The sequence below is a fragment of the Nocardia sp. FDAARGOS_372 genome (assembly GCF_002554515.1).
Classification (GTDB): domain Bacteria; phylum Actinomycetota; class Actinomycetes; order Mycobacteriales; family Mycobacteriaceae; genus Nocardia; species Nocardia farcinica.
The window spans coordinates 1,739,090-1,762,784 of sequence record NZ_PDDW01000001.1; the positions used below are offsets into that span (position 1 = coordinate 1,739,090).

General features: G+C 72.8%; 12 protein-coding genes. 5 read left to right on the top strand and 7 right to left on the bottom strand.

The genetic code is table 11. From position 1 onward, the window contains the following. Positions 1 to 109 precede the first annotated feature (109 nt). Entirely contained in the window at positions 110 to 2,062 is a 1,953-nt protein-coding gene (locus CRM89_RS08665; RefSeq protein ID WP_098083705.1) for a heavy metal translocating P-type ATPase, read from the top strand. Here CRM89_RS08665 and CRM89_RS08670 read toward each other — a convergent pair. Both CRM89_RS08670 and CRM89_RS08675 read right to left on the bottom strand, forming a co-directional pair. Then, positions 2,001 to 2,675: an HdeD family acid-resistance protein gene (locus tag CRM89_RS08670; protein ID WP_098083706.1), complete on the bottom strand. Its 675-nt coding sequence runs from the start codon at positions 2,673 to 2,675 to the stop codon at positions 2,001 to 2,003. The genes CRM89_RS08665 and CRM89_RS08670 overlap by 62 nt on opposite strands. A gap of 63 nt (positions 2,676 to 2,738) precedes the next feature. Continuing rightward, positions 2,739 to 3,152: a VOC family protein gene (locus CRM89_RS08675; RefSeq protein WP_011209640.1), complete on the bottom strand. Its 414-nt coding sequence runs from the start codon at positions 3,150 to 3,152 to the stop codon at positions 2,739 to 2,741. Positions 3,153 to 3,369: 217 nt separating this feature from the next. Here CRM89_RS08675 and CRM89_RS08680 point away from each other — a divergent pair, with 217 nt between their 5' ends. Next, entirely contained in the window at positions 3,370 to 4,359 is a 990-nt protein-coding gene (locus CRM89_RS08680; RefSeq protein WP_060590765.1) for a glycosyltransferase family 9 protein, read from the top strand. Positions 4,360 to 4,363: 4 nt separating this feature from the next. Here the strand turns inward: CRM89_RS08680 and CRM89_RS08685 are convergent, their stop codons facing one another. Next, positions 4,364 to 4,690 carry a helix-turn-helix transcriptional regulator gene (locus CRM89_RS08685; protein ID WP_060590763.1) on the bottom strand — a complete coding sequence of 109 codons (327 nt, stop codon included), beginning with the start codon at positions 4,688 to 4,690 and terminating at the stop codon, positions 4,364 to 4,366. A 183-nt stretch (positions 4,691 to 4,873) separates the two neighbouring features. Between CRM89_RS08685 and CRM89_RS08690 the strand changes: the two genes are divergently transcribed. Together CRM89_RS08690 and CRM89_RS08695 are read left to right on the top strand one after the other, a co-directional pair. After that, positions 4,874 to 5,566 (top strand): M23 family metallopeptidase, encoded by a 693-nt coding sequence (locus tag CRM89_RS08690; protein WP_098083707.1) that lies wholly within the window; start codon positions 4,874 to 4,876, stop codon positions 5,564 to 5,566. A 198-nt stretch (positions 5,567 to 5,764) separates the two neighbouring features. Further along, positions 5,765 to 6,814, top strand: a complete 1,050-nt coding sequence (locus CRM89_RS08695) for a hypothetical protein (RefSeq protein ID WP_098083708.1) — start codon at positions 5,765 to 5,767, stop codon at positions 6,812 to 6,814. Here the strand turns inward: CRM89_RS08695 and CRM89_RS08700 are convergent. Further along, complete coding sequence (locus CRM89_RS08700; protein WP_011209645.1) at positions 6,786 to 7,109, bottom strand: hypothetical protein; 324 nt, start codon at positions 7,107 to 7,109, stop codon at positions 6,786 to 6,788. The two genes, CRM89_RS08695 and CRM89_RS08700, sit on opposite strands and share 29 nt — an antisense overlap. Positions 7,110 to 7,334: 225 nt before the next feature. Between CRM89_RS08700 and CRM89_RS08705 the strand changes: the two genes are divergently transcribed. After that, a complete protein-coding gene (locus CRM89_RS08705; RefSeq protein ID WP_011209646.1) occupies positions 7,335 to 7,670 on the top strand; it encodes an RNA polymerase-binding protein RbpA in 336 nt (111 codons plus the stop codon). Positions 7,671 to 7,742: 72 nt separating this feature from the next. Here the strand turns inward: CRM89_RS08705 and CRM89_RS08710 are convergent, their stop codons facing one another. The 3 genes from CRM89_RS08710 to CRM89_RS08720 are packed head-to-tail and all read right to left on the bottom strand — an operon-like array spanning position 7,743 to position 23,236. Then, positions 7,743 to 8,558: an ABC transporter permease gene (locus CRM89_RS08710; protein WP_098086931.1), complete on the bottom strand. Its 816-nt coding sequence runs from the start codon at positions 8,556 to 8,558 to the stop codon at positions 7,743 to 7,745. A 47-nt stretch (positions 8,559 to 8,605) separates the two neighbouring features. Beyond that, on the bottom strand, positions 8,606 to 9,595 hold the full coding sequence (locus CRM89_RS08715; RefSeq protein ID WP_011209648.1) for a daunorubicin resistance protein DrrA family ABC transporter ATP-binding protein: 990 nt from the start codon (positions 9,593 to 9,595) through the stop codon (positions 8,606 to 8,608). A gap of 36 nt (positions 9,596 to 9,631) precedes the next feature. Continuing rightward, positions 9,632 to 23,236: a non-ribosomal peptide synthetase gene (locus CRM89_RS08720; protein ID WP_228821708.1), complete on the bottom strand. Its 13,605-nt coding sequence runs from the start codon at positions 23,234 to 23,236 to the stop codon at positions 9,632 to 9,634. Between the last annotated feature and the right edge of the window lie 459 nt (positions 23,237 to 23,695).

Consider the following 23,695-nt stretch of genomic DNA (forward strand, 5'->3'; position numbering starts at 1 on the left):
CCAGGAGTGTACGCCGGACCGCGCCCGTCGCCGCGCACAATAAATGAAGACGTGTTCATGCTTTCTGATATCGTGCCTACCGTCCGTGACGCCGTGCAGGAGGTAGCCCGTGTCCGCGCCGACCCGAACCCCGGCCCGCCCGGTGCCCGCGCCACCGCGGCGCAGCCGCACCCCGATGTTCGCGCTACCCGAAACCCGCTGGGCCGCAGCGGCGCTCGCGCTGTTCCTCGCGGGCTTGGCGGCGCAGCTGGCCGGCGCGCCGCCGTGGACGTGGTGGACGCTGTATCTGGCCTGCTACGTCACCGGCGGCTGGGAACCCGGTCTGGCGGGGCTGCGGGCGCTACGGGGCCGCACGCTCGACGTGGATCTGCTCATGGTCGCCGCGGCGATCGGCGCGGCGGCGATCGGCCAGATCACCGACGGCGCCCTGTTGATCGTCATCTTCGCCACCTCGGGCGCGCTCGAGGCCATCGCGACCGCCCGCACCGAGGACTCGGTGCGCGGACTGCTCGACCTGGCACCCGACACCGCCACCCGCGTCGTCGACGGTGCCGAGCAGACCGTGCGGGCGGCCGATCTCGAGATCGGCGACGAGGTGCTGGTGCGCCCCGGCGAGCGGATCGCGGCCGACGGAACGGTGGTGTCCGGCGGCAGCGACGTGGATCAGGCCACCATCACCGGCGAGCCGCTGCCGGTGGGCAAGACGGCCGGCGACGAGGTCTTCGCAGGCACCTCGAACGGCACCGGGACGCTGCGGATCCGGGTGGACCGGCGCGCCGCCGACTCGGTGGTGGCCCGGATCGCCGCGATGGTCGAGGAGGCGGTGCGGACCAAGGCGCGCACGCAGCTGTTCATCGAGAAGGTCGAGCAGCGGTACTCGGTCGGCATGGTGGTGGCCACCCTGGCCGTGTTCGCGGTGCCGATGCTGCTCGGCGACACCCTGCAACGGGCGCTGCTGCGGGCGATGACCTTCATGATCGTCGCCTCCCCCTGCGCGGTGGTGCTGGCGACCATGCCGCCGCTGCTGGCCGCCATCGCCACCGCGGGGCGGCACGGCGTGCTGGTCAAGTCGGCGGTGGTGATGGAACGCCTCGGCACCACCACCCGGGTCGCATTCGACAAGACCGGCACCCTGACCCGCGGCGTCCCCCGGGTCGCCGAGCTGCACGTCCTCGACGCCGCCCACTCCCCCGACGAGGTGCTGCGCCTGGCCGCGGCCGCCGAACATCCCAGCGAACACCCGCTGGCGGCCGCCGTCGTGGGTGCGGCCCGTGAGCGCGGTCTGCGGCTTCCGCCCGCGGCGGACTTCGTGGCCGTTCCCGGCCGGGGCGTGGCCGCGACCGTGGCGGGCAAGCGCGTCGAGGTCGGCTCCCCCGCCGGAATCGCGCGACCCGCGCCGCAGCTGGCCGCCGCGGTCGGGCGCGCCCACGACGCGGGGCACACCGCCGTCGTCGTGCGCTGCGACCAGCACCCGATCGGGGTACTGGAGGTGGCGGATCAGCTGCGCTCCGAGGCGCCCGCGGCGGTGGCCGCCACGGCGGCGCTGACGGACGCGCCGCCGCTGCTGATGACCGGCGACAACCATGCCACCGCGACCCGCGTCGGCACGGCCACCGGCATCGGCGACGTCCACGCGGAGCTGCTCCCCGAGGACAAGGTCGAGCTCGTGCGCGCGCAGCAGGCGGCCGGGCACACCGTCGCGATGGTCGGTGACGGCATCAACGACGCCCCGGCGCTCGCGACCGCCGACCTCGGCATCGCGATGGGTGGCGCGGGATCGGACCTCGCGCTGCGCACCGCCGATGCCATCGTCGTCCACGACGACCTCACCACCGTGCCCGCGGTGATCGCGCTGTCCCAGCGCGCCCGGCGGGTGGTCGTCGCCAACCTCACAATCGCCGCGACCTTCATCGTGGTGCTGGTCGCCTGGGACCTGCTGGGCACCCTGCCGCTGCCGCTCGGCGTCGCCGGGCACGAGGGCTCCACGATCCTGGTCGCCCTCAACGGGCTGCGACTGCTGCGCGGCGCGGCCTGGGACCGCGCCGCGCGCACCGCCGCCTGAGCTCAGGCGCGCACGGGATTCGGCGGTAGTCGCCCAGGGCGTCGTCGAGGCGCTTGGCGTCGCGACGCACCCCGATGGCGGTGATGATCTCCATCACACCGAGCACGATCAACCACACCCCGGCGACGAGGGTGAGGGTCGCGACCGAGGTGACCGGCCAGACGATCAGCACGATGCCGGCCACCACGGTCACCAGGCCGAAGAAGCCCTGCCAGCCACGGCCGGGCAGCGCCGGTTCCGAGATCGCCGCGACCAGCACCGAGACGCCGCGGAAGAGCCAGCCGATGCCGATCCACAGCCCGAGCAGCAGGATCGAGGCCAGCTCGTCGCGGAAGCAGAACACGCCGATCACGATCGACAGCACGCCGCTGAGGAAGTACAGCACCCGCATGCCCGCGGTCCTGGTGGCACCGAAGGCCGCCATGAGCTGCAGAACACCGGACACCACCAGGTAGATGCCGAACAGGATGCCCGCCACGACCAGCGTCTTGCCGGGCCACACCAGGACGACAATGCCGAGAATCACCGAGAGCACGCCGGTCACCAGAACGGTTTGCCAAGCAGCCTTGGCAAGCGCCCGAACGGGACCTTCCACCACTTCGTCGGTCGTCATGACCTGATGCTATGCAGTGGCGGACAAGTTATCTGGAGATTTGCCGGAACACGCCGGGCGACGCTATCGCCCCTCCCCGGCGATATTGACCATCCACGCGACGCCGAAGCGGTCCTGGCACATGCCGAACTCGTCGCCCCACATCTGCTTCTCCAACGGCACCGTGACGGTGCCGCCTTCGCTGAGCTTGTTCCACCACCCGCGCAGCCGGTCGGCGTCGTCGCCGCTGAGACTGACCGAAATACTGCTTCCCGGTTGATATTCCATGCCGGGCGGGGTGTCGGAGGCCATCAGCGTGAAGCCGTCGGGCGTCTCGAGCTGGCCGTGCATGACCAGGTCGGCGCCCTCGTCGGGGGCGTCGCCGAACTCGCCGAACGTGCTGATGTTCAGGGTGCCGCCGAAGACGTCGCGGTAGAACTCGAGCGCCTGGCGCGCGTTGGCACCGAAACCGAGGTACGGGTTGAGCAGGCAGGCCATGCGAACGCTCCTTGTCCGTCGAGGGTGAAGGTGTCGCGACCTCAGTGAGATTACTGCGCGGCGGAGGGGGTGCGATCGATTACGCCGCACCCGCCGCACGTTTATCGCCGCGACGGCTTGGGAAGTCATCCCTAAGTGATTCTCGTCGGGCGCGCCGACCGGTGCGTACGGACCGGGATTTCCCGCATCGGCGCCGAAGGTGGCTAGGAGAGACAGGGTGGCGGTAGTACTCGTGCTGCAGGCACGCGGACTGGGTGATCTCCTCACCGCGGTCCCGGCGCTTCGCGCGCTGCGTCGAGCCAAGCCGAGCGACCACATCGTGCTGGCGGCCCCGCAGCGGCTCAAGCCGATCGTCGATCTGATCGCCTCGGTCGACACGCTGGTGCCGACCCCGTCGGCCGGTGCGCTGCGCTGGGATGGGCCGGGCCCGGACCTCGCGGTCAACCTGCACGGCCCCGGCCCGGAGAGCATCGCCGAACTCGCCCGGCTGCGTCCCGGCCGCATCCTCAGCTATCGCCACGCGGCCTTCCCCGAGGTGGACGGACCCGAGTGGGAGCAGGACATGCACTACACCGAGCGGTGGTGCCATCTGCTCGAGTCCGACGGCATCGTCGCCGACCGCCGCAATCTCGGCCTGGTGCCGCCGGTGGCGACCACCAGCCATCGCGACTGCGTGGTGGTGCACGTCGGCGCGGGAGCGCCCGCGCGGCGCTGGCCGCCGGACCGGTTCGCGGCGGTGGTGCGCCATCTGCTGGTGCTCGGCCGCGACGTGGTGCTCACCGGCGACGAGTTCGAGCGTGACATCGCGCTCACCGTCGCCGCCAGGGCGGGCCTGCCCCGCCACCGCGTGCTGGCGGGCGAACAGAACCTGATCGAACTGGCCGCGACGGTGGCCGAGGCGTCGCTGGTGGTCAGCGGTGACACCGGCGTGGCGCATCTGGCGACCGCGTTCGGCACCCGCACGGTGCTGATGTTCGGGCCGACCCCGCCGCACTGGGCGGGCCCACCCCCGCACCTGCTGGCCAGGCACGCGGTGCTGTGGGCGGGACAGTTGGGCGATCCGTTCGCCGACACCCCCGATCCCGGCCTGTTGAAGATCACCGTCCCCGACGTCATGGCCGCCATCGACAAGCAGCTCAGTCGTCGTCCGTGGCCGGGCACCGCCACCGCCGGGCAGCGCGCGGCCGGGTACCGGCAGGTGGGCTGAGCGCCTAGTTCGCCGCCCCTTCGGCGCGCGCTTCGTGCAGGGCGGCCGCGTAGGCGGCCAGGGCGCTCGGCCAGAACTGTTCGAGGTAGTCGCGGGCGTCGCCGAGGCCGCGCGGATCGAGGGTGTAGAGCCTGCGGTTGCCCCGGGGGCGGACCATCACCAGCCGCGCGGCGCGCAGCACCTTCAGATGCTGCGACACCGCCGAGCTGCTCACCCCGACGATCGCGGCGAGTTCGCCGACCGACCGCGGGGTGGCGGGTAGCGCCTCGAAGATCGCCCGGCGGGTGGGGTCGGCGAGTGCTTCCAGGGCACGAACTCCGTTAGTCGGCACTTCAACAGTGTGATCAACACGCTGGAACCGTTCAAGATCTCGCCAGTAACGCATTCGCCCTGCTCGTAAACGTAGGCGCGCCGCATCGTTACCACTTCGTAACTCGCCACCAGCGCTTTTGCCACCCTGTGAGGGTAGCCACAGCATTGCTGCAGGTCGCGGGCGCTGCCGTACGTTCGAGACATGCCCGTGACCGATCCGTTATCTTTCCTCCGGCCCGGCGCACCGCGTTCGCGCCGCCAGCGTGTCGCCGGCCGCGCCGTCGCCCTGTCCGCCGCGCTCGGCGTGTCGTTCGGTGTCTTCGCCGCCGCCGACCCGGCCGACGGTACCGCCTCGGCGACCGCCGCGGTCGCCGACGCCACCGAGGAGACGGTGCAGTTCACCGCCTTCACCCCCCGCGAAGCGCAGATGCCGCAGATCGTGCCCGAGCCGGTGCTGTGGGAGCAGCATCGCCTCGCCGTCGAAGCCGCGCGCCCGAAGACCGTCCGCCCGGTCGCCGGCGTGCTCACCTCCCACTTCGGCGCCCGCTGGGGCGCCCAGCACAACGGCTTGGACTTCGGCGACCCGATCGGCGCGCCGATCGCCGCCGTCACCGATGGCGTCGTCATCGAGGCGGGGCCGGCCAGCGGCTTCGGCCTGTGGGTGCGCGTGCAGCAGGACGACGGCACCGTCGGCGTCTACGGCCACGTCAACGACATCCTCGCCACCGTTGGCCAGCAGGTCCGCGCGGGCGACGTCATCGCCACCGTCGGCAACCGCGGCTACTCCACCGGCCCGCACCTGCACTACGAGGTGCACGCGCCCGGCGTCGGCCCGATCGACCCGGCCCCGTGGCTGGCCGCCCGCGGCGTGGACGTGTTCGCGCCGTCGCACTGATCCACCCCCACCGCGCGTGGATGAGGGGCGCGCGGATACCCCACCTGCCCGCGAATCTCCGGATTCGCGGGCAGGTTTCGTTCTCCCGGACCACCTACCCGAGGGTGAGGCCGAGGGCGCGCGCGATACCGGCGTACGAGGCGAGAACCCCGCTGCGGCGGGACGTGACGGGGCACCGGGCGGCCCTACCGTCGGCCCATGTCCACCACCGTCGTCCGCTCGCCGCGGCACCGTCAGCCGGTCGCCCGGCCGCCCCGCGGCCGCATGCACCGCCCCCTGCTCGTCATGGTCACCGCCATGGCCGCGCTCGCCCTCGTCTGCCTGGCCGGCATGCTCGTCGACGACCGCGTGCTGCTCGGTGAGTCCGTGTGGCGCAAACCCTTCAAGTTCGCGGTGGCGTTCGCCGTCTACGGACTGACCCTGGCCTGGCTGCTCGCGCTGCCGCACCGTGGCAGGCGCATCACGTGGTGGCTGGGCACGCTGTTCGCCGTCACCGGGATCGTCGACGTCGGATTCATCGCGCTACAGGCCGCGCGCGGCACGTTCAGCCATTTCAACACCGCCGACGACCCGGTCAACGCGGTCGGGCAGATGGTGTTCACCTCCGGTGTGCCCGGGCTCTTCCTGGCGAGCCTGCTGATCGGCGCGGTGATCGCCCGCCAGCGGCCGGCTGATCTGCCCACGACCCGCGCCATCCACGGCGGACTCGCGCTGGCGGTGACCGGAATGGCGCTGGCCTACACGATGGGGTTCACCGGCGGCAGGCGGGTGCGCGACGCCGACGGCGAGATCGTGGAGCTGTCCGCCGGGCACACCGTGCACGACGGCACGGACGGCAACGCTGCACTCGATGCCGGGCTGCCGCTGACCGGCTGGAGCACCGTGGGCGGTGACCTGCGGATCCCCCATTTCGTCGGCTTGCACGGCATCCAGGTGCTGCTCGCGACGGTGCTCGTCCTGGGCCTGCTGGCGCGACGGAGGCCGTGGCTGCGACCGCAGCGGGTGCGGGCCCGGCTCGTCGGTGTCGTGGCGCTGGGCTACGCGGGTCTGCTGGGGCTGGTGTTCTGGCAGGCGATGCGAGCGCAACCGCTGCTGCGGCCCGACGCCTGGACTTTGCTGGCCGCCGGGGCCCTGACAGCCGCGGTGGCGGCGGGCGTGGCGGCGGTCCGGGCCGGCGCTCGGGTCGACGCCGCCGTTCGGGCTGACGCAGCCGTTCAGGTCAACGCAGCCGTTCGGCCTCGCGGGTGAGTTTCACCAGCGTGGTGCTCAGCGCGAGCAGTTCGTCGGTGTCGGCGCCCTCGGCGATCGCGGTCGCGACGTCCTCGGCGGCGCAGCGCGCGGCGAACCAGCGGTCGGCCAGATCCGCGGCCTCCTGGGCGCTCAGGATCACCGAATCCTCCGGGATGCCGGTGCCCTTGACGCTGTTGCGGTGTTCGTAGGCGCGCTGCCGGCACGACTGACGGCAGTAGCGGCGCCGCCGCCCGGACTCGGAGTCCACGATCTCCCGCCCACACCACAGGCAGGTCAGCAAGCGCCGCGTCATGGGGCAGAAGACTAGTGCGTGCGCGTCCGCCGCGCGCGCGGACCCGGCGGGCGTGTCGGCGGTGCCGGGGACGGGCCCGCGGCCCGGGGCCGACTAGAATGGAACGGTTCATCGTCGCCGTGTCGGGAACGATGACGCCGGCCCGTGCGTTGTACGGATGTCGAGCGAAGACCGGGCACCGGTCGCCGGCGCAACAAGACTCGAGCACACAGGGAGAGGCACACCATGGCAGATCGCGTACTCCGGGGCAGTCGGCTCGGAGCGGTGAGCTACGAGACCGATCGCGACCACGACCTCGCTCCTCGTCGCATCGCCCGGTACCGGACCGACAACGGCGAAGAGTTCGACGTGCCGTTCGCCGACGACGCCGAGATCCCCCCGACCTGGCTGTGCCGCAACGGTCAGGAAGGCGTCCTCGTCGAGGGCACCACGCAGGAGACCAAGAAGGTCAAGCCGCCGCGCACGCACTGGGACATGCTGCTGGAGCGCCGCAGCAAGGAGGAGCTCGAGGAACTGCTCAAGGAGCGCCTCGAACTGCTCAAGACCCGCCGCCGCGGCTGAGACGTCGCACCACGAGAAAAGGCCGTTTCCCTCGGATCACGAGGGAAACGGCCTTTTCCGTGCCGCCGCGGGTCAGCGGCTGGCGACCTTGCGGTACCGCAGCAACGCCAGCGGCATGGCCACGGCCAGGATCACGATCGAACAGATCACCGCGTACTCCACGCAGTGCTCGGCGGGCCAGCCGGTCGGCTGGGCGAAGAACGGCGGCGCGCCGTTGTCGAACAGCTTGCGGCCGGTCGCCGAGACGGCGGTGATCGGATTCCACTCCGCGATCACCTTCAGCGGCCCGGGCAGCGCGCCCGCGGAGATGAACGCCGAGGAGATGAACGTCAGCGGGAACAGCCAGATCAGGCCCGCGCTCTGGGCGACCTCCACCGTCGGCGAGAGCAGCCCGGTGAGCGCGCCGACCCACGACATCGCGAACGCGAAGAGCAGGATGATCCCGAAGGCCAGCGCCGCGTCGGCGATACCGCCGTTGATCCGCCAGCCGACGATGTAGCCGCAGCCGACCATCACCGCCAGGCTGAGGATGTTCACCACCAGGTCCGACAACGTGCGCCCCATCAGCACCGCCATGCGCGACATCGGCAGCGCGCGCATCCGGTCGATGATGCCCTTCTGCAGGTCACCGGCCAGGCCGACGGTGGTGAAGGCGGCGTTGAAGGCCACCGTCTGGGTGAAGATGCCCGCCAGCAGGAACTCCCGGTACTGGCTGCCGCCCAGGGACGCGCCGAAGATGTAGGCGAACAGGAACACGAACATCAGCGGCTGGATGGTGGCGGTCACCAGCAGGGTCGGCACCCGCAGGATCGTCAGCAGGTTGCGGTGCGCCACGATCGCGCTGTCGCGGAAGACCCGCAGCTTCGGCGGGGTGATCTCGCGGGGCACCTCCGCGGTCGGGGTCTCGCCGAGTTCCGGTGCGAGGGCGGGGGCGGTCACGACAGGATCTCCTCGGGTACGTCGTCGGTTTCCGGCTCGGTCGCGGGGGTCGCGGGGGTGCCGGTGAGGGACAGGAACACATCGTCGAGACTGGGCCGGTGCACGCTCGCGTCGAGCACGCACACCCCGGCGTCGTCGAGCCTGCGCAGCGCCTCGACCATCGTGCGGGTACCGTCGCCGACCACCACCGAGACGTCGTCGCCGCCGTCCTCCCGGCGGGGTTCGCCGATGCCGACCTGGGCGAGCACGGTCAGCGCCGGCTGCACGTCCTGGCCGGGCGCCAGCGTGACGGTGAGCCGGTCGCCGCCGATCGAGGACTTCAGTTCCTCGGCCGAGCCGCGCGCGATGACGCGCCCGTGGTCGATGACGGTGATCCGGTCGGCGAGCAGATCGGCCTCCTCCAGGTACTGCGTGGTGAGCAGCACCGTCGTGCCGTCCTGGACGAGTTCGCCGATGACGCGCCACATGTCGAGCCGCCCGCGCGGGTCGAGCCCGGTGGTCGGCTCGTCGAGCACCACCACCGGCGGCCGGGCCACCAGCGCACCGGCGAGATCGAGCCGGCGTGCCATACCGCCGGAGTAGGTGCCCGCGCGGCGGTCGGCCGCGTGTTCGAGCCCGAGCGCGCCGAGCAGTTCCCGGGCGCGGGCGGCGGCCTGGCGCCGGGTCATGCCGTAGAGCCGGGCCACCATCCGCAGGTTCTCGAAGCCGGTGAGGTTGGCATCGATCGCCGCGTACTGGCCGGACAGGCCGATCCGCGGGCGCGCGCTCGCCGGGTCGCGCAGCACGTCCACCCCCGCGACCCGGACGCTGCCCGCGGTGGGCCGCAGCAACGTGGTGACGATGCGCACCGTCGTGGTCTTGCCCGCGCCGTTGGGACCGAGCAGGCCCATCACGGTGCCGGCCGGGATCTCCAGGTCGACGTCGTCGAGAACCCGTGCCTTGCCGTAGTTCTTGACCAGTCCGTGTACTTCCACCGCCAGGCTCATAGGTGCCCGCCTTCGTTCCGGCTCGCGCCGGTGCCGTCACTCACCAGGGTTCTCCTTCGTCGTGGCCTGGTCGCCGTCCAGCCGGCCGCGCAGCAGCGGGCCGATCAGGGCGAGCGCCTCGGGGGTCGTCATCGCCGCGTGCGCGCACGGCACCTGGTGCTCGTGCACGGTCCCGGCCACGTACGGCGACCACGCCGCCGCACGCCGGTCCGGGTCGGCGCGGTTGATCTCGTCCGCGGCGGCGTGGAAGAACAGCAGGTCGCCGTCGAAGACACGGGGCCGGAAGTCCCGCGCCAGCACGGTGCCGGTGCGGTATTCGCGGAACAGGGCGTCCAGGTGCTCGTCGGTGAGCGCCGCGAACGGCCCCGGTTGTGCGCGCAGCAGGCGCGCGGCCGCGATCGGGTCCAGGTCGGCGGCGTCCGCCTCGATCGCGACGCCGAACTCCGCGAGGATGTCCGCCGCCGAGGGGGTCGCCACGGCCATCCAGCGCTCGCCGAGCCGGTGGCTGTCGAGCATGGCCAGCAGCGCCACCTCCTCCCCCGCCGCCCGCAGCTGCACCGCCATCTCGTGCGCGATGAGCCCGCCCAGCGACCAGCCGAGCAGGTGGTACGGGCCGTGCGGCTGGATGGAGCGGATGGCGGCCACGTAGTGCTCGGCCGCCTCGGTCATGTCCGCGAACCCGGCGGCGCCGCTGACGTGCGGCGACTGCAGCCCGTACACCGGCACGTCGGTGGGCAGGTGCGCGAGCAGCCCGCTGTAGCACCAGGACAACCCGACGCCCGGCGGGACACAGAACAGGGCGGGGCGGGCGCTGCCCGGCCGCAACGGCAACACCGGCGCCAGCGCCGCGGCGACCATCGCCGCCGGGTCGTCGGCCAGCTTCGCCGCCACCGCGGCCGGCGTGGCGTCACCGAACATCGCCTGCACCGGCACGTCGATACCGGCGGCCCGCAGTTCGGCCACCACCTTCGTCGCCAACAGCGAGTTGCCGCCGAGTTCGAAGAAGCCGTCGTCGACGCCGACCCTGGCCACGCCGAGTACCGAGGCGTAGGCCGCGCACAGGGCGGCCTCGACGGCGGTGGACGGCGCGCGGTACTCGACGGTTCCGGCGAACACCGGCTCCGGCAGCTGCCGGCGGTCGAGCTTGCCGGTGGGGCTCAGCGGCACCTCGTCGATCAACATGATCGACTGCGGCACCATGTAATTCGGCACCAGCGCGGCCACGTGCGCGGTCAGTTCGCGAGCGGTCACGGTGCTGCCCGGCCGCGGCTTCACATACGCCACCAGCGCGGTGCTGCCCGCCGCGGTGCGGTGTCCGAGCGTGGTGGCCAGTTCCACGTCGGCGTGCCGTGCCAGGGCGGCGTCGATCTCACCGAGTTCGATGCGGAATCCGCGGATCTTCACCTGGTGGTCGACCCGGCCGACGTATTCGACCTCGCCCGGCGTCTGCGGCCGCCACCGCACCAGGTCACCGGTGCGGTACATCCGCTCGCCCGGCTTGCCGTACGGGTTGGCGATGAACCGCTGCGCGGTCAGCCCCGGCCGGTTCAGATAGCCCCTGGCCAGCGCGTTGCCGGACAGGTGCAGCTCGCCGGTGACGCCCATCGGCGCCGGATGCAGCCGCCGGTCCAGGACACCGACACCGACGCCGCGGATCGGGCCGCCGATGGTGATCGGCCCGTCCGGGTACAGCGGCGCGGACATCATCGTCACGATGGTGGTCTCGGTCGGCCCGTAGACGTTGTAGAGGTTGCGGCCCACCGACCACCGGTTGGCCAGATCCGGCGGCAGCGCCTCACCACCGACCAGCACGTGCCGCGTCTCGGTGACGCCGCTCGGGTCGACCGTGCCCAGCGCGGAGGTGGTGATGAACGCGTGCGTGATCCGCTCCGCGACCAGCACGCGCGTGAGTTCCGCGCCGCCGACCACCCCGGTCGGGGCGATGACGAGCGTGGCCGCGCCGCCGAGGGCGAACAGCAGGTCGAGCATCGCGGCATCGAAGCTCGGCGTCGCGAAGTTCAGCACCCGGTCGGTCGGGCGCACGTCGAAACGCTGCGCGCACTCGGCGGCGAAGTTGGACAGGCCGCCGTGGGTGACCACCACGCCCTTCGGGGTGCCGGTCGAGCCCGAGGTGTAGATGACATAGGCCGGGTTCTCCAGCCGCAGCGGCGCGGTGCGCTCGGCCTGGGTGATCGGTTCCGGCGCAGCGGCCAGCACCCGGGCCCGGAACTCCGGATCGTCCAACAGGATCCACCCGCCCTCGACGGGCAGGGTGGCACGGTGGGCGCTCACCGTGAGCCCCAGGACCGCACCGGAATCGGCGAACATGTGGGCGATCCGCTCGGCCGGGTAGAGCGGATCGATCGGCACGAACGCCGCGCCGGTCTTGGCCACCGCCAGCACCGCGGCCACCGATTCCACCGACCGGGTGAAGCCCAGCGCGACCAGGCTCTCCGGGCCGACGCCGTGCTCGATCAGCACCCGCGCCAGCCGGTTGGTCCAGCGGTCGAGCGCGTCGTAGGTGACCTCGGTGCCCTCGCAGCGCAGCGCGACCGCCCGCCGGTCGTGCTGCACCGCCGCCTCGAACACCTCGGGGAAGGTGACCGGCCGGTCGGCCTCGGTGCCGCGCACCGCCGCCAGGCCGGACCATTCGGCCGGGTCGAGCAGTTGCAGATCGCCGACCGCACTGGTCGGGTTGGCGGCGATCGCGGCGAGCAGCCTGCGCAGCCGCTTGCCGAGCGCGCGGGCGGTGTCCTCGTCGAACAGGTCGGCGGCATAGGTCACCGCGACGGCGATCCCGTCGGGTTCGCGCAGCGGGGTGTGCGATTCGGTGAGCGTGAACTGCAGGTCGAACTTCGCGATGCCGGTGTCGATGTCCTCGGACTCGATGCGCAGCCCGGGCAGTTCCAGCACGCGCACCGGCTGGTTGCGGACCGAGAGCATCACCTGGAACAGCGGGTGATGTGCCTGCGAGCGTGCCGGATTGAGCACCTCGACCAGCCGCTCGAACGGCACGTCGGCGTGGGCGAAGGCGTCGAGGTCGGTCTCGCGGACGGTGCGCAGCAGGTCGGCGAACCCGGCGTCGGGGTCGATGCGGGTGCGCAACACCAGCGTGTTGACGAACATGCCGATCATGCGGTCCAGCGCCGGATGGCCGCGCCCGGCCACGGCGGTGCCGACGGTGATGTCGTCGGTGCCGGTCATCCGGTGCAGCAGCACCGCGAGCGCGGCGTGCAGCAGCATGAACATGCTGACGTTGTGCGTGGCCGCCACGCGCTGTAGTTCCCGGTGCGTGAAGGCGTCGATGGTGCAGCCGACGGTGCCGCCCCGGTAGGACGGCGCGGGCGGGCGCGGGCGGTCGGCGGGAACGGCCAGCAGTTCCGGGCTGCCGTCCAGCGCGCGCACCCAGTAGTCGAGCTGCCTGTTCAGCACCGAGCCGGGATCGTCCTCGGTGCCGAGCGTCTCGCGCTGCCACAGCGTGTAATCGGCGTACTGCAGCTCCGGTTCGGGCAGCTCGATCTCGCGTCCGGCCGCGGCGGCGCGGTAGGCGGCCGCGACCTCGACGGCCAGCGGTTCCAGCGACCAGCCGTCGATGGCGATGTGGTGCACGACCAGGACGAGGACGTTCTCGTCGGCGGTGGCCGGGGTGGCGGTGCCGAGGTCGTCCGGGTCGGCGACGGTGATCAGCGCCGCCCGCAGCGGCGGGGCCGCGGCGAGATCGAATCCGCCCGCGGCGAACCCGCGGACGGTCGCGGCCACCTCCGCCTCGGTCACGGTGGCGGTGTAGAGGGTGACGGCGGCCGCGGCGGGATCGAGCACCACCTGCGCGGGTTCGCCGTCCCGCTCCGGGTACACCGTGCGCAGCACCTCGTGGCGGCGCTGCACCTCGTGCAGGGCCGCGACCAGCGCGGGCAGTTCGAGCCGTCCGTGCAGTCGCAGCACGATGGGCACGTTGTAGGCGCCCGCGGTCCGGTCGCCGTCGCCGCCGCCCGCGTTGAACCGGTCGAGGAACCACAGCCTGCGCTGCGCCGCCGACAGTGGCACGTGGTCGGGGCGTGGTCGTTTCGTCGGCTGCGGGCCTTCGTCGGCGGCGCCGGTACGACCGTCCAGGGCGGCGGCCAGCGCGGCGACCGTCGGATGGGTGAACACGCCGCGGACCTCGAGCCGGGTGCCGGTGGCGGCGGCCAGGCGCGCGACCAGCTGGGTCGCCAGCAGCGAGTTGCCGCCGATGGCGAAGAAATCGGCGTCGGCCCGCACATCCTCGACGTCGAGCAGCTCGCCCATCACCCGCGCGACCAGCCGTTCGGTCGCGGTCTCGGGTGCGCGTCCCTCGGCCGCGCCGGTCTGCTCGGGTTCGGGCAGGGCGGCCCGGTCGAGCTTGCCGACCGGGGTCAGCGGGATCCGGTCCAGCACGGTGATGCTCGCGGGCACCATGTGCGCGGGCAGCCGGGCCGCGAGGTGGGCGCGCACCGCGGCGATGTCGAGGTGCGCATCGGTGGCCTGGACGTAGGAGACCAGCCGGTCGGCACCGTTGATCGCGCGCACCTCGGTGTGGGCGAAGCGGATGTCGGGGTGGGCGGTGAGTGCGGCGCTGATCTCGCCGAGCTCGATGCGGAACCCGCGCATCTTCACCTGGAAGTCGCTGCGGCCCAGGTACACCAGTTCGCGGTCCGCCGTCCAGCGCACCACGTCACCGGTGCGGTACATCCGCGCCCCGGGCGGACCGAAGGGATCGGCGACGAAGCGCGCCGCCGTCAGCCCGTACCGGTCCAGGTAGCCCTGCGCCACGCCCGGCCCCGCGAGGTAGAGCTCGCCGGGGACGCCGACCGGCACCGGACGCAGCCGCTCGTCGAGCACCACGGCCCGCGCCCCGCGCACCAGGGTGCCGATGGTGATCGGGTCGCCGACCGCCAGCGGCGCCGACAGGGTGGCCACGATCGTGGTCTCGGTGGGTCCGTAGGCGTTGAGCAGGCGACGGCCGTCGGCCCAGCGGGTCACCAGTTCGGGTCCGAGCGCCTCACCGCCGACCATCAGGCCGCGCAGGTGCGGCAGCGCCCACCGCTGCCGGTCGATGGTCGCCAGCGCGGCCGGGGTGATGAAGGCGTGCGTGATCCGTTCCCGCTCCAGCAGTTCGGCGAGTTCGTCGCCGCCGTACACCTCGGGCGGGCAGATCACCATGGTGGCGCCGGGTCCGAGGGCCAGCAGCAGATCCAGCATCGCCGCGTCGAAGCTCGGGGTGGCGAAATGCAGGGTGCGCGAATCGGGGGTGGTGTCGAGCCGGTCGCGCAGTTCGTCGGCGAAGTTCGACAGGCCGGCCTGGGTGACCGCGACGCCCTTCGGTGTCCCGGTCGAGCCCGAGGTGTAGACCAGGTAGGCCAGATCGGTGACCGCGGCGGGCCGGGTCGGCTCGTCGGCGCGCAGGGGGTCGGCGGTGTAGCCGTCGAGCTCGGCGCGGAAGGCCGGATCGTCGAGCACCAGCCAGTGCGTCGAGGCGGCGGGGGCGAGCCGTTCGGCGTGCTCGGCCCGGGTGAGACCGAGGGCGCTGCCGGAGTCGGTGAGCATGTGCCGCACCCGCTCGGCCGGGTACTTCGGGTCGACCGGGACGAAGGCGGCGCCGGTCTTGGCGACGGCGAGGGCGGTGAGCACGGAATCGATCGAGCGGGTCAGCCCGAGCGCGATCCGGTCACCCGCACCGAGACCGCGGGCGATCAGCGCACGCGCCAACCGGTTCGCGCGCCGGTCGAGATCGCGGTAGCTCAGCGCGGTGCCGTCACCGACGGCGACCACCGCGGTGCGGCTCGGGTCGCGGGCCACGGTGGCGGCGAAGTACTGCGCGAGCGTGCGCGGCGCGGCGGCCTCGGGGCCGGTGACGGGCGCGAAGTGGGCCCGTTCGCGGTCGGTGCGCGCGTCGATGTCGCGGATCGGCACCGCCGGGTCGGCGGCCACCGCGGCCAGGATCCGCATCAGCCGTCCGGCCAGCGTCTCGACGGTGGCGGCGTCGAACAACTCGGTGGCGTAGACGAATTCGGCGGTCGAGCCGAGCCCCGCGGCGTCCTGGGCGACGCGCAGTTCCAGGTCGAACTTGGCCGCGGCGATGTCGAGTTCCTCGGCGTGCAGCGCCAGCCCGGGCAGCCGCAGGGTGGGGGCCGGACCGTCCTGGACGGTGAGCGCGACCTGCACGACCGGCCGCTGCGCACCCGCGGTCCGGCCGATCTCCTCCACCACCCGTTCGAAGGGCACGTCGGCGTGCGCGATCGCGGCCAGTTCGTTGTCCCGGTCGGCGCGCAGCAGCGCGGTGAAGGCCGCGTCCGGGTCGACGTCGGACCGCAGCAGCAGGGTGTTGACGAACATGCCGACCAGCTCGTCGAGCGCGGTGTCGGTGCGACCGGCCACCGGCGTGCCGATGACGATGTCGCGCCCGCCGGTGACCGCGCGCAGCAGCACCGCCAGCGCGGAGCGCAGCACCATGAACATGCTGACGCCCTGCGCCCTGGCCAGGTCGGCGAGCGCGCGCCGGACCTGGTCGGGCACCGCGAATGCCACCGACGCCGCGTGGTACTCCGGTTCGGCGGGGCGGGGCCGGTCGTAGGGCAGCGGCAGTTCCTCGGGCAGGTCGGCCAGCGCGTCGCGCCAGTAGGCCAGCTGGGCGCCCGCCACGCTGTCGGCGTCGGCGGCATCGCCCAGGCAGGCGCGCTGCCACAGCCCGAAGTCGGCGTACTGCACCGGCAGCGGCGTCCAGGCGGGTGCCGCGCCGCCGCGGCGGGCCTCGTAGGCGGCGGCGAGGTCGCGGGTCAGCGGGGCCAGCGACCAACCGTCGGCGGCGATGTGATGCAGCACGATCCCGAGCAGATGCCGCCGGGGCGCGGTGCGCAGCACGGTGAGGCGGAGCGGGGTGTCCACGGTGAGGTCGAAGCTGCCGCGGGCGAGTGCGGCCAGCTGCTCGCGGGCGGCCGGTTCGTCGGCGTCGACGATCTCGACGGCGGGCACCGCGCGCGCGGTCGGCAGCACGACCTGGTGGGCACCCGCGCCGTCCTCCGGGTACACCGTGCGCAGCACTTCGTGCCGGGCGATCACGTCGGCCAGCGCGGCGCGCAGCGCGACCGTGTCGAGCGCCCCGTCGATGCGCAGGACGAACGCGATGTTGTAGGCGCTGGACTCGGGGGCGAAGCGGTTGAGGAACCACAGCCGCTGCTGCGGCAGCGACAGCGGGATCCGCGCCGGACGCGGCCGCACCGCGGTGAGCGGAACGCGGTGCGTGCGCGGCGCCGCCCCCAGGCGAGTGGCCACCCCCGCCACGGTCGGCGCCTCGAAGATCTCCCGCACCGGCAGCTCGGCCCCGAACTCGGTGTGCAGGGCGGCGGTGAGACGGGTGGCCAGCAGCGAGGTGCCGCCGATGTCGAAGAAGCTGTCCTCGGCGCCGGGCACCGGGCGGCCGAGCACGTGCTCGAACACCGCCGCCACCCGCCGCTCCACGTCGGTGCGGGGCGGACGGCCTGCCCCGGCGGCCGCGAACACCGGCGCGGGCAGCGCCTTGCGATCGAGCTTGCCCGAGGGCGTCACCGGCACCTCGTCCAGCACGACCACCGCGGCGGGCACCATGTAGCCGGGCAGCCGGTCGCGCACGGTGGCCAGCACGTCGGCGCCGCGCAGCGCCACGCCGGGTTCGGCGGTCACGTACGCGGCAAGCCGCGGCTCGTTGTGCTCGTCGACATGCACGACCGTGAGCGCGAAGGCCACCCCCTGGTGGGTGCGCAGCACATGGTCGATCTCGCGCAGCTCGATGCGGAAGCCGCGGATCTTCACCTGGTCGTCGGCGCGGCCCAGGAAGCGCAGGCCGCCCGCGGCGTCGATCACCACCAGATCGCCGGTGCGGTACATCCGCTCGCCGCGCCGCCCGTACGGGTTGGCCGGGAAGCGTTGCGCGGTCAGGCCGTTGCGGCCGAGGTAGCAGCGGGCCAGGCCGGGGCCGGACAGGTACAGCTCACCCGGCGTGCCCGGCGGTACCGGACGCAGCCGCCGGTCCAGCACGAACAGTCGCATGCCGCGCACCGGCAGACCCAGCGGGACCGGCTGACCGGCCATCATCGGCTTGGACGCGGTGGCGGCGACGGTGGCCTCCGACGGGCCGTACATGTTGTGCATGCGGTGGTGCACGGTCCAGGTGTCGACCAGCTCGTCCGAGCACGCCTCGCCGCCGACGATCACCGCGGCCAGATCGTGCAGCCCCTCGTCGGGCACCGTCGCCAGCGCCGCCGGCGTGATGAACGCGTGCGTCACCCGTTCGGCGCGCAGCAGGTCGGCCAGTTCCCGCCCGCCGTACAGGCCGGCCGGGGCGATGACCATGGTGGCGCCCGCCGCGAAGGCCAGCAGCAGTTCCAGCACCGAGGCGTCGAAGCTCGGTGAGGAGAAGTGCAGGGTGCGGGCGGTGTCGGTGATGCCGAACAGCTGGATCTGCTCGTGGGCGAGCGAGGCCAGGCCCGCGTGGGTGACCACGACCGCCTTGGGGGTGCCCGTCGAGCCGGAGGTGTAGATCAGGTACGCCGGATGCGCGACGCGCAGCGGGAGCCTGCGGTCGGCGTCGGTGACCGGCCGCGGCGAGGCGCTGTCGCAGGCCGCGGTCAGTTCCGGCGCGCCGAGCACCAGCCAGTCCCGGGGTGTCCGGGCGTGCCGTCCCCGGGTGGTCGTCGGCCATTCCGGCAGGGCGGCAAGGCATTCGGGCAGGGTCAGGCCGAGCAGCGCGCCGGAATCGGCGAGCATGTGCGCGATCCGCTCCCCCGGGTAGCCGGGGTCGACGGGCACGTACGCGGCACCGGTCTTGGCGACCGCCCAGATCGCGGTGATCGCGTCGAGGCCGCGCGGCATGGCCACCGCCACCACGGTCTCCGGCGCGGCACCGTGGGCGATGAGCACCCGCGCCAGGCGGTTGGCGCGCTCGTCGAGCTCCCGGTAGGTGGTGTCGAGCCCGTGGTGGCGCACCGCGACGGCGTCGGGCACGCGTTCGGCGGTCTCGGTGAGCATCCGCGCCAGCGTGATCGGCGGGACCGCGGGCGCGGCGGGCAACGGCACCAGATTGGCGAACTCGCGGTCGTCGAGCAGGTCGATGTCACCGACCGGCGCGGCGGGCGCGGCGAGGGCGGCGTCGAGCACGGTCACGAAGCGGCGGGCGAAGGTCTCGACCGTGGCGTGATCGAATACGTCGGTGGCATAGACGAATTCGGCGTCCAGCGCGCTGTCGGCCGCGGTGTCGTGCACCTCGAGGTGCAGGTCGAACTTGGCGACCGCGCTGTCCAGCGGCAGCACCTCGGCGGTGACGCCGGGCAGCTCGAGCGCCAGATCCGGGGTGCGGTCGTAGGACAGCATCACCTGGAACAGCGGATGCCGGGCGGTCGAGCGCTCGGGGTTGACGACCTCCACCAACCGCTCGAACGGGACGTCGGCGTTGGCGAAGGCGTTGAGGTCGGTCTCGCGCACCGCGTCGAGAACCTGCTCGAAGCCGGCCGCGGGGGCGATCTCGGTCCGCAGCACCAGGGTGTTGACGAACATGCCGACCAGCTCGTCCAGCGCCGGATCCGAGCGGCCCGCGATCGGGGTGCCCACGGCGATGTCGCTGCTCGCGCTCAACCGCGCCAGCAGGGTGGCCAGTGCCGCGTGCAACACCATGAACAGGCTGACGCCGCGTCCGGCCGCCACCGCCAGTGCCGCGGCCCGGGTGTCGGCGGGGATGGTGAACCGCACCCGCTGCGCCTCGCCGGTCCGCCGCAGCGGCCGGGGGCGGTCCAGGGGCAGGTCGAGCTGGTCGGGCAGCCCGGCCAGCGCGGTACGCCAGTAGGCAAGCTGCCTGCCGAGCCCGCTGTGCGGGTCGGCCTCGTCGCCGAGCAGCGCGCGCTGCCACAGGGTGAAGTCGGCGTATTGCACCGGCAGCGGCGTCCAGCGCGGCGCCGTCCCCTGCGCCCGGGCCGTCACGGCGGCCACCAGGTCGCGGACCAGCGGCGCGATGGACCAGCCGTCACCGCAGATGTGGTGCAGCACCAGCACGAGCACGTGGCTGCGCGGTCCGGTCGACCACAGCGCCACCCGCACCGGCGCCTGGTTGCGCAGATCGAAGCCGTAGCCGGCGAATTCGGCGGCGAGCGCGGTGACATCGGCGCCGGTGGCGTCCACCGGATCGAGGGTCAGCGGAATGTCGGCTGCCGGGTGGATCAGCTGATACGGGCCGTCCGGGCCCTCGGGGAATGTGGTGCGCAGGCTCTCGTGCCGGTCGATGACGTCGATGAGCCCCGCGCGCAGCGCGGCGTGGTCGAGCACACCGTCCAGGCGCAGCGCCAGCGGCATGTTGTAGACGGCGGCGTGCTCGTCGAAACGGTTGAGGATCCACAGCCGCTGCTGCGCCGGCGAGAGCGGGATGCGCGCGGGCCTGCGGGCGGGGACCAGGCGCGGCGGGGCGGCGATCGGTGCACGGCGGCCGACCCGCTCGGCCAGCGCGGACACGGTCGGGGCCTCGAACAGGTCGCGGATGGTGAGCGCCGCGCCGAGATCGGTGTTGATCCTGCCGACGGCGCGGGCGGCGATGAGCGAGTTGCCGCCGAGGTCGAAGAAGCCGTCCTCGATCCCGATCTCGTCGAGGGCGAGCACCTCGGCGAAGATCGCGGCCACCGCGTGTTCGACCTCGGTGCGCGGACGGAGGCCGCCGTTCGCGGCGACCGGGAGCTGCGGGGCGGGCAGTGCCTTGCGGTCGATCTTGCCGTTGGCGTTCAACGGCAGCTCGTCCAGCACCATCAGCACCGCGGGCACCATGTAGCCGGGCAGCCTGCGGCGCAGTCCCGCGAGCACGTCGGCGGTGTCCACGGTGGCGCCGGGTGCGGCCACGGCGTAGCCCACCAGCTCGTCGCCGGTGCGGCCGCGGCGGGCCACGCACACCGCCCGCGCCACCCGCTCGTCGGCCAGCAGCGCCGCCTCGATCTCGCCGAGTTCGATGCGCTGGCCGCGGATCTTGACCTGGAAATCGGTGCGGCCCAGGTATTCCAGAACGCCGGGTTCCTCCGGCGCGGTATCGGGCCGCCAACGCGCGAGATCCCCGGTGCGATACATGCGCGCACCGGGGGTGAAGGGGTCGGCCACGAACCGTTCGGCGGTCAGCTGGGGTCTGCCCAGGTAGCCGCGGGCCAGCTGCACGCCGGCCAGGTAGAGTTCGCCGACCACGCCGGGCGGCACCGGGCGCAGGCCCGCGTCGAGCACGTAGGTTCTGGTGTTCCACACCGGCGAGCCGATGGGCACGGTGTCCGGATCCGGCGGGCACGGCCAGTAGGTGACGTCGACCGCGGCCTCGGTGGGGCCGTAGAGATTGTGCAGCCGCGGGCCGCCCGCGTCCGGTGCGCCGAGGGCGGCGTGGAATTCGCGCACGGTGGCGGCGGGCAGCGCTTCGCCGCTGCAGAACACCTGCCGCAGGCTGCCGCAGCCGCGCACATCGGCATCGGTCACGAACACCGACAGCATCGACGGCACGAAATGAGCTGTGGTGACGCGTTTCTCGGCGATCACCCCGGCCAGGTAGGCCGGATCGCGGTGCCCGTCGGGCGCGGCGAGCACCAGGCGGGCGCCGACCTGCAGCGGCCAGAAGAACTCCCAGACCGAGACGTCGAAGGTGGCGGGCGTCTTCTGCAGCACCGCGTCACCGGCGTCGAGCGGGTACTCGTGCTGCATCCAGCGCAGCCGGTTGACGATCGCGGCGTGGCTGATGCCGACGCCCTTGGGTCTGCCCGTGGAGCCGGAGGTGAACAGCACGTACGCCAGGTGGTCGGGGCGTAGCGGAGCGCGCCGGTCGGCGTCGGTGACCGGGGCGGCGTCATAGCCGGACAGGGGCACCGTGTCGAGCGCGAGCACGGGCACGTCGGCGGGCAGCGCCGGCCCCTCGCCGGCCGCGACGAGCAGGCACACCGGGTCGGCCTGAGCGTGAATGTCGGCGCGGCGCTCGACCGGATGGTCCGGGTCCAGCGGCAGGTAGGCCGCGCCCGCGCGGATGATCGCGTACATGCCGACGACGAGGTCGATACCGCGCCGCAGGCACAGCCCGACGACGGTCTCGGGGCCCGCGCCGCGGGCGATGAGCAGGCGGGCCAGCCGGTTGGTGCGCTCGTCGAGTTCGCGATAGGTCAACGCGGTGTCGTCGAACTCGAGCGCGACGGCGTCCGGGCACATGGCGGCCCGTGCGGCGAACAGGTCGGCCAGGGTGGCGGGGGCGACCTCGGCGGCGGTGTCGTTCCAGCGGTGCACCACCAGCTCGTGTTCGGCCGGGGTGATGGCCTGCAGCGCCCGGACCGGGGTGCCGGGCTCGGCGGCGACGAATTCGGCGAGGTAGTCGACGAACCGCCGGTGATGCGCGGCGACCTCCCGCTCGGCGTAGAGCAGGCGGTTGGCTTCGAAATCCAGGTGGGTGCGGCCCCGGCTGTTGTAGACGTTGACCGACAGGTCCTCGACCGGGCCGGTGGCCAGCACGTGCAGTTCGCCGACGAGGCTGCCGAAGCGCAGCTCCGGGTCGAACAGCATGATGTTGACCATCGGCCCGAAGAACCCGCGGGTGTTCGGGGAGTAGCCGCCGTCGCGGCGGATGTCGTCGTGCCGGTAGCGCTGGTGGCGGAGCGCGCCGGTGATCTTCAGCTCGGCGGCGCGCACCAGGTCGGCGACGGTGGTGTCCTCGTCGACGCCGAGCCGCAGCGGCACCACGTTCGACAGCACGCCCGCCGAGCGGCGCAGCGCCACGGTGGTGCGGGCGGCGACGGGCAGGCTGAGCACCACGTCCGGATCGCCGGTCACCGAGCGCACGTAGGCGGCCAACGCCGCGACCAGCAGTGTCGAGGCGTTGGTGCCGAACGCGGCGGCCGCGGCGTCGAGCGCGGCGTCCAGGCTCGCGTCGAGCACGCCCTGGGCCAGCCGCCGCCCCGGGTCGGGGGTTGGGACCGCGGCCACGGTGGACAGGCTCACCGGTTCGCCCGCGCCGGCGAGCTGTTCGCGCCAGTACTCGCGATCGCGTTCACAGCGGGCCGAGTCGCGATAGGCCGACTCCTCGGCGTACAGGGTGGCCAGCGGGGTGGCCCGGGAGACCGAGGGCTCGGTGTGCCGCTCGAGGGCGGTGTAGATCTCGGCGGTGCGGGTCAGGCCGGACATCGCGCCGTAGCCGTCGATGACGATGTGATGGGCGCGGCCGTACCAGAGGTACTCGGCGTCGCCGATCCGCAGGATCACGTTGGTGACCAGCGGATCGTTCTCGAGGTCGATGGGCGAGGCCGCGTGCTCGTTCATCCAGCGCATCGCCGCCGCGCGCGGGTCGGGCCTGCCGCGCAGATCCAGGCGCCCCCAACCCGGCCTGCGGTCCGGGTCGATCACCTGGTGCGGCACACCGTCGATCTCGACCAGCCGCAGATACCCGCTCTGATTCTCCGCACCGCAGCGCTCGACCGCGTACAGCAGCCTGCCCACGTCGAGATCACCCGTGATCTCCACGTACTGGGCGATGGTCAGCGGGACGTCGGGCCGGATGCGCTGGGCGTACCACAGCGCGGTCTGCGCGGGTGAGAGAGGGAAAGGCTGGGTCGGGAAGCCACCCGAAACACATTCGTCGACGCGATCGGTGGCACACGAACTCATCAATCACTCCGTTCTTCCGCAGCTGACACGAGTCCCCGAGCACCGGACGGCCCTCGCGCACGAGCGCGAAGGCCGCAGGACGTGATACACGCCTTAGATTCGGAGCCCTTGCGCGGGTGGATTGCCAGAGACTGCGATTCCATGCATCGCGAACCGGCTTGAGCCACCGGCGAATTCGCAAGCTACTTTTCAGCTAACAGGACCACGTCCAGGGGATCATGATCGAACCGCCTCCCCAGACCGGCACGCCGGCGCGGGATATCGGCGCGGAAGCAATCCTTCAGCGAATACCGCTTCGTACAGTGTCGGGAACTGCGGAGCAAACCGGATCTTCCACCCGAAGCGGGCGGTGGCGGCTCGGTTGCCCGGCCCGGTCGCCCCCCGGTCCGTCGGTCGGCTCGGTCGCCCCCGGCTCGATCGGACGGCTCGGCCGCCCCGGCCCAATCGGTCGGCTCAGTC

Bases quoted from the DNA above. Each gene is read 5' to 3' on its own strand.
- CRM89_RS08670 (WP_098083706.1), bottom strand. From the start codon at position 2,675: ATGACGACCGACGAAGTGGTGGAAGGTCCCGTTCGGGCGCTTGCCAAG.
- CRM89_RS08675 (WP_011209640.1), bottom strand. From the start codon at position 3,152: ATGGCCTGCCTGCTCAACCCGTACCTCGGTTTCGGTGCCAACGCGCGC.
- CRM89_RS08690 (WP_098083707.1), top strand. From the start codon at position 4,874: ATGCCCGTGACCGATCCGTTATCTTTCCTCCGGCCCGGCGCACCGCGT.
- CRM89_RS08695 (WP_098083708.1), top strand. From the start codon at position 5,765: ATGTCCACCACCGTCGTCCGCTCGCCGCGGCACCGTCAGCCGGTCGCC.
- CRM89_RS08700 (WP_011209645.1), bottom strand. From the start codon at position 7,109: ATGACGCGGCGCTTGCTGACCTGCCTGTGGTGTGGGCGGGAGATCGTG.
- CRM89_RS08705 (WP_011209646.1), top strand. From the start codon at position 7,335: ATGGCAGATCGCGTACTCCGGGGCAGTCGGCTCGGAGCGGTGAGCTAC.
- CRM89_RS08715 (WP_011209648.1), bottom strand. From the start codon at position 9,595: ATGAGCCTGGCGGTGGAAGTACACGGACTGGTCAAGAACTACGGCAAG.
- CRM89_RS08720 (WP_228821708.1), bottom strand. From the start codon at position 23,236: ATGAGTTCGTGTGCCACCGATCGCGTCGACGAATGTGTTTCGGGTGGC.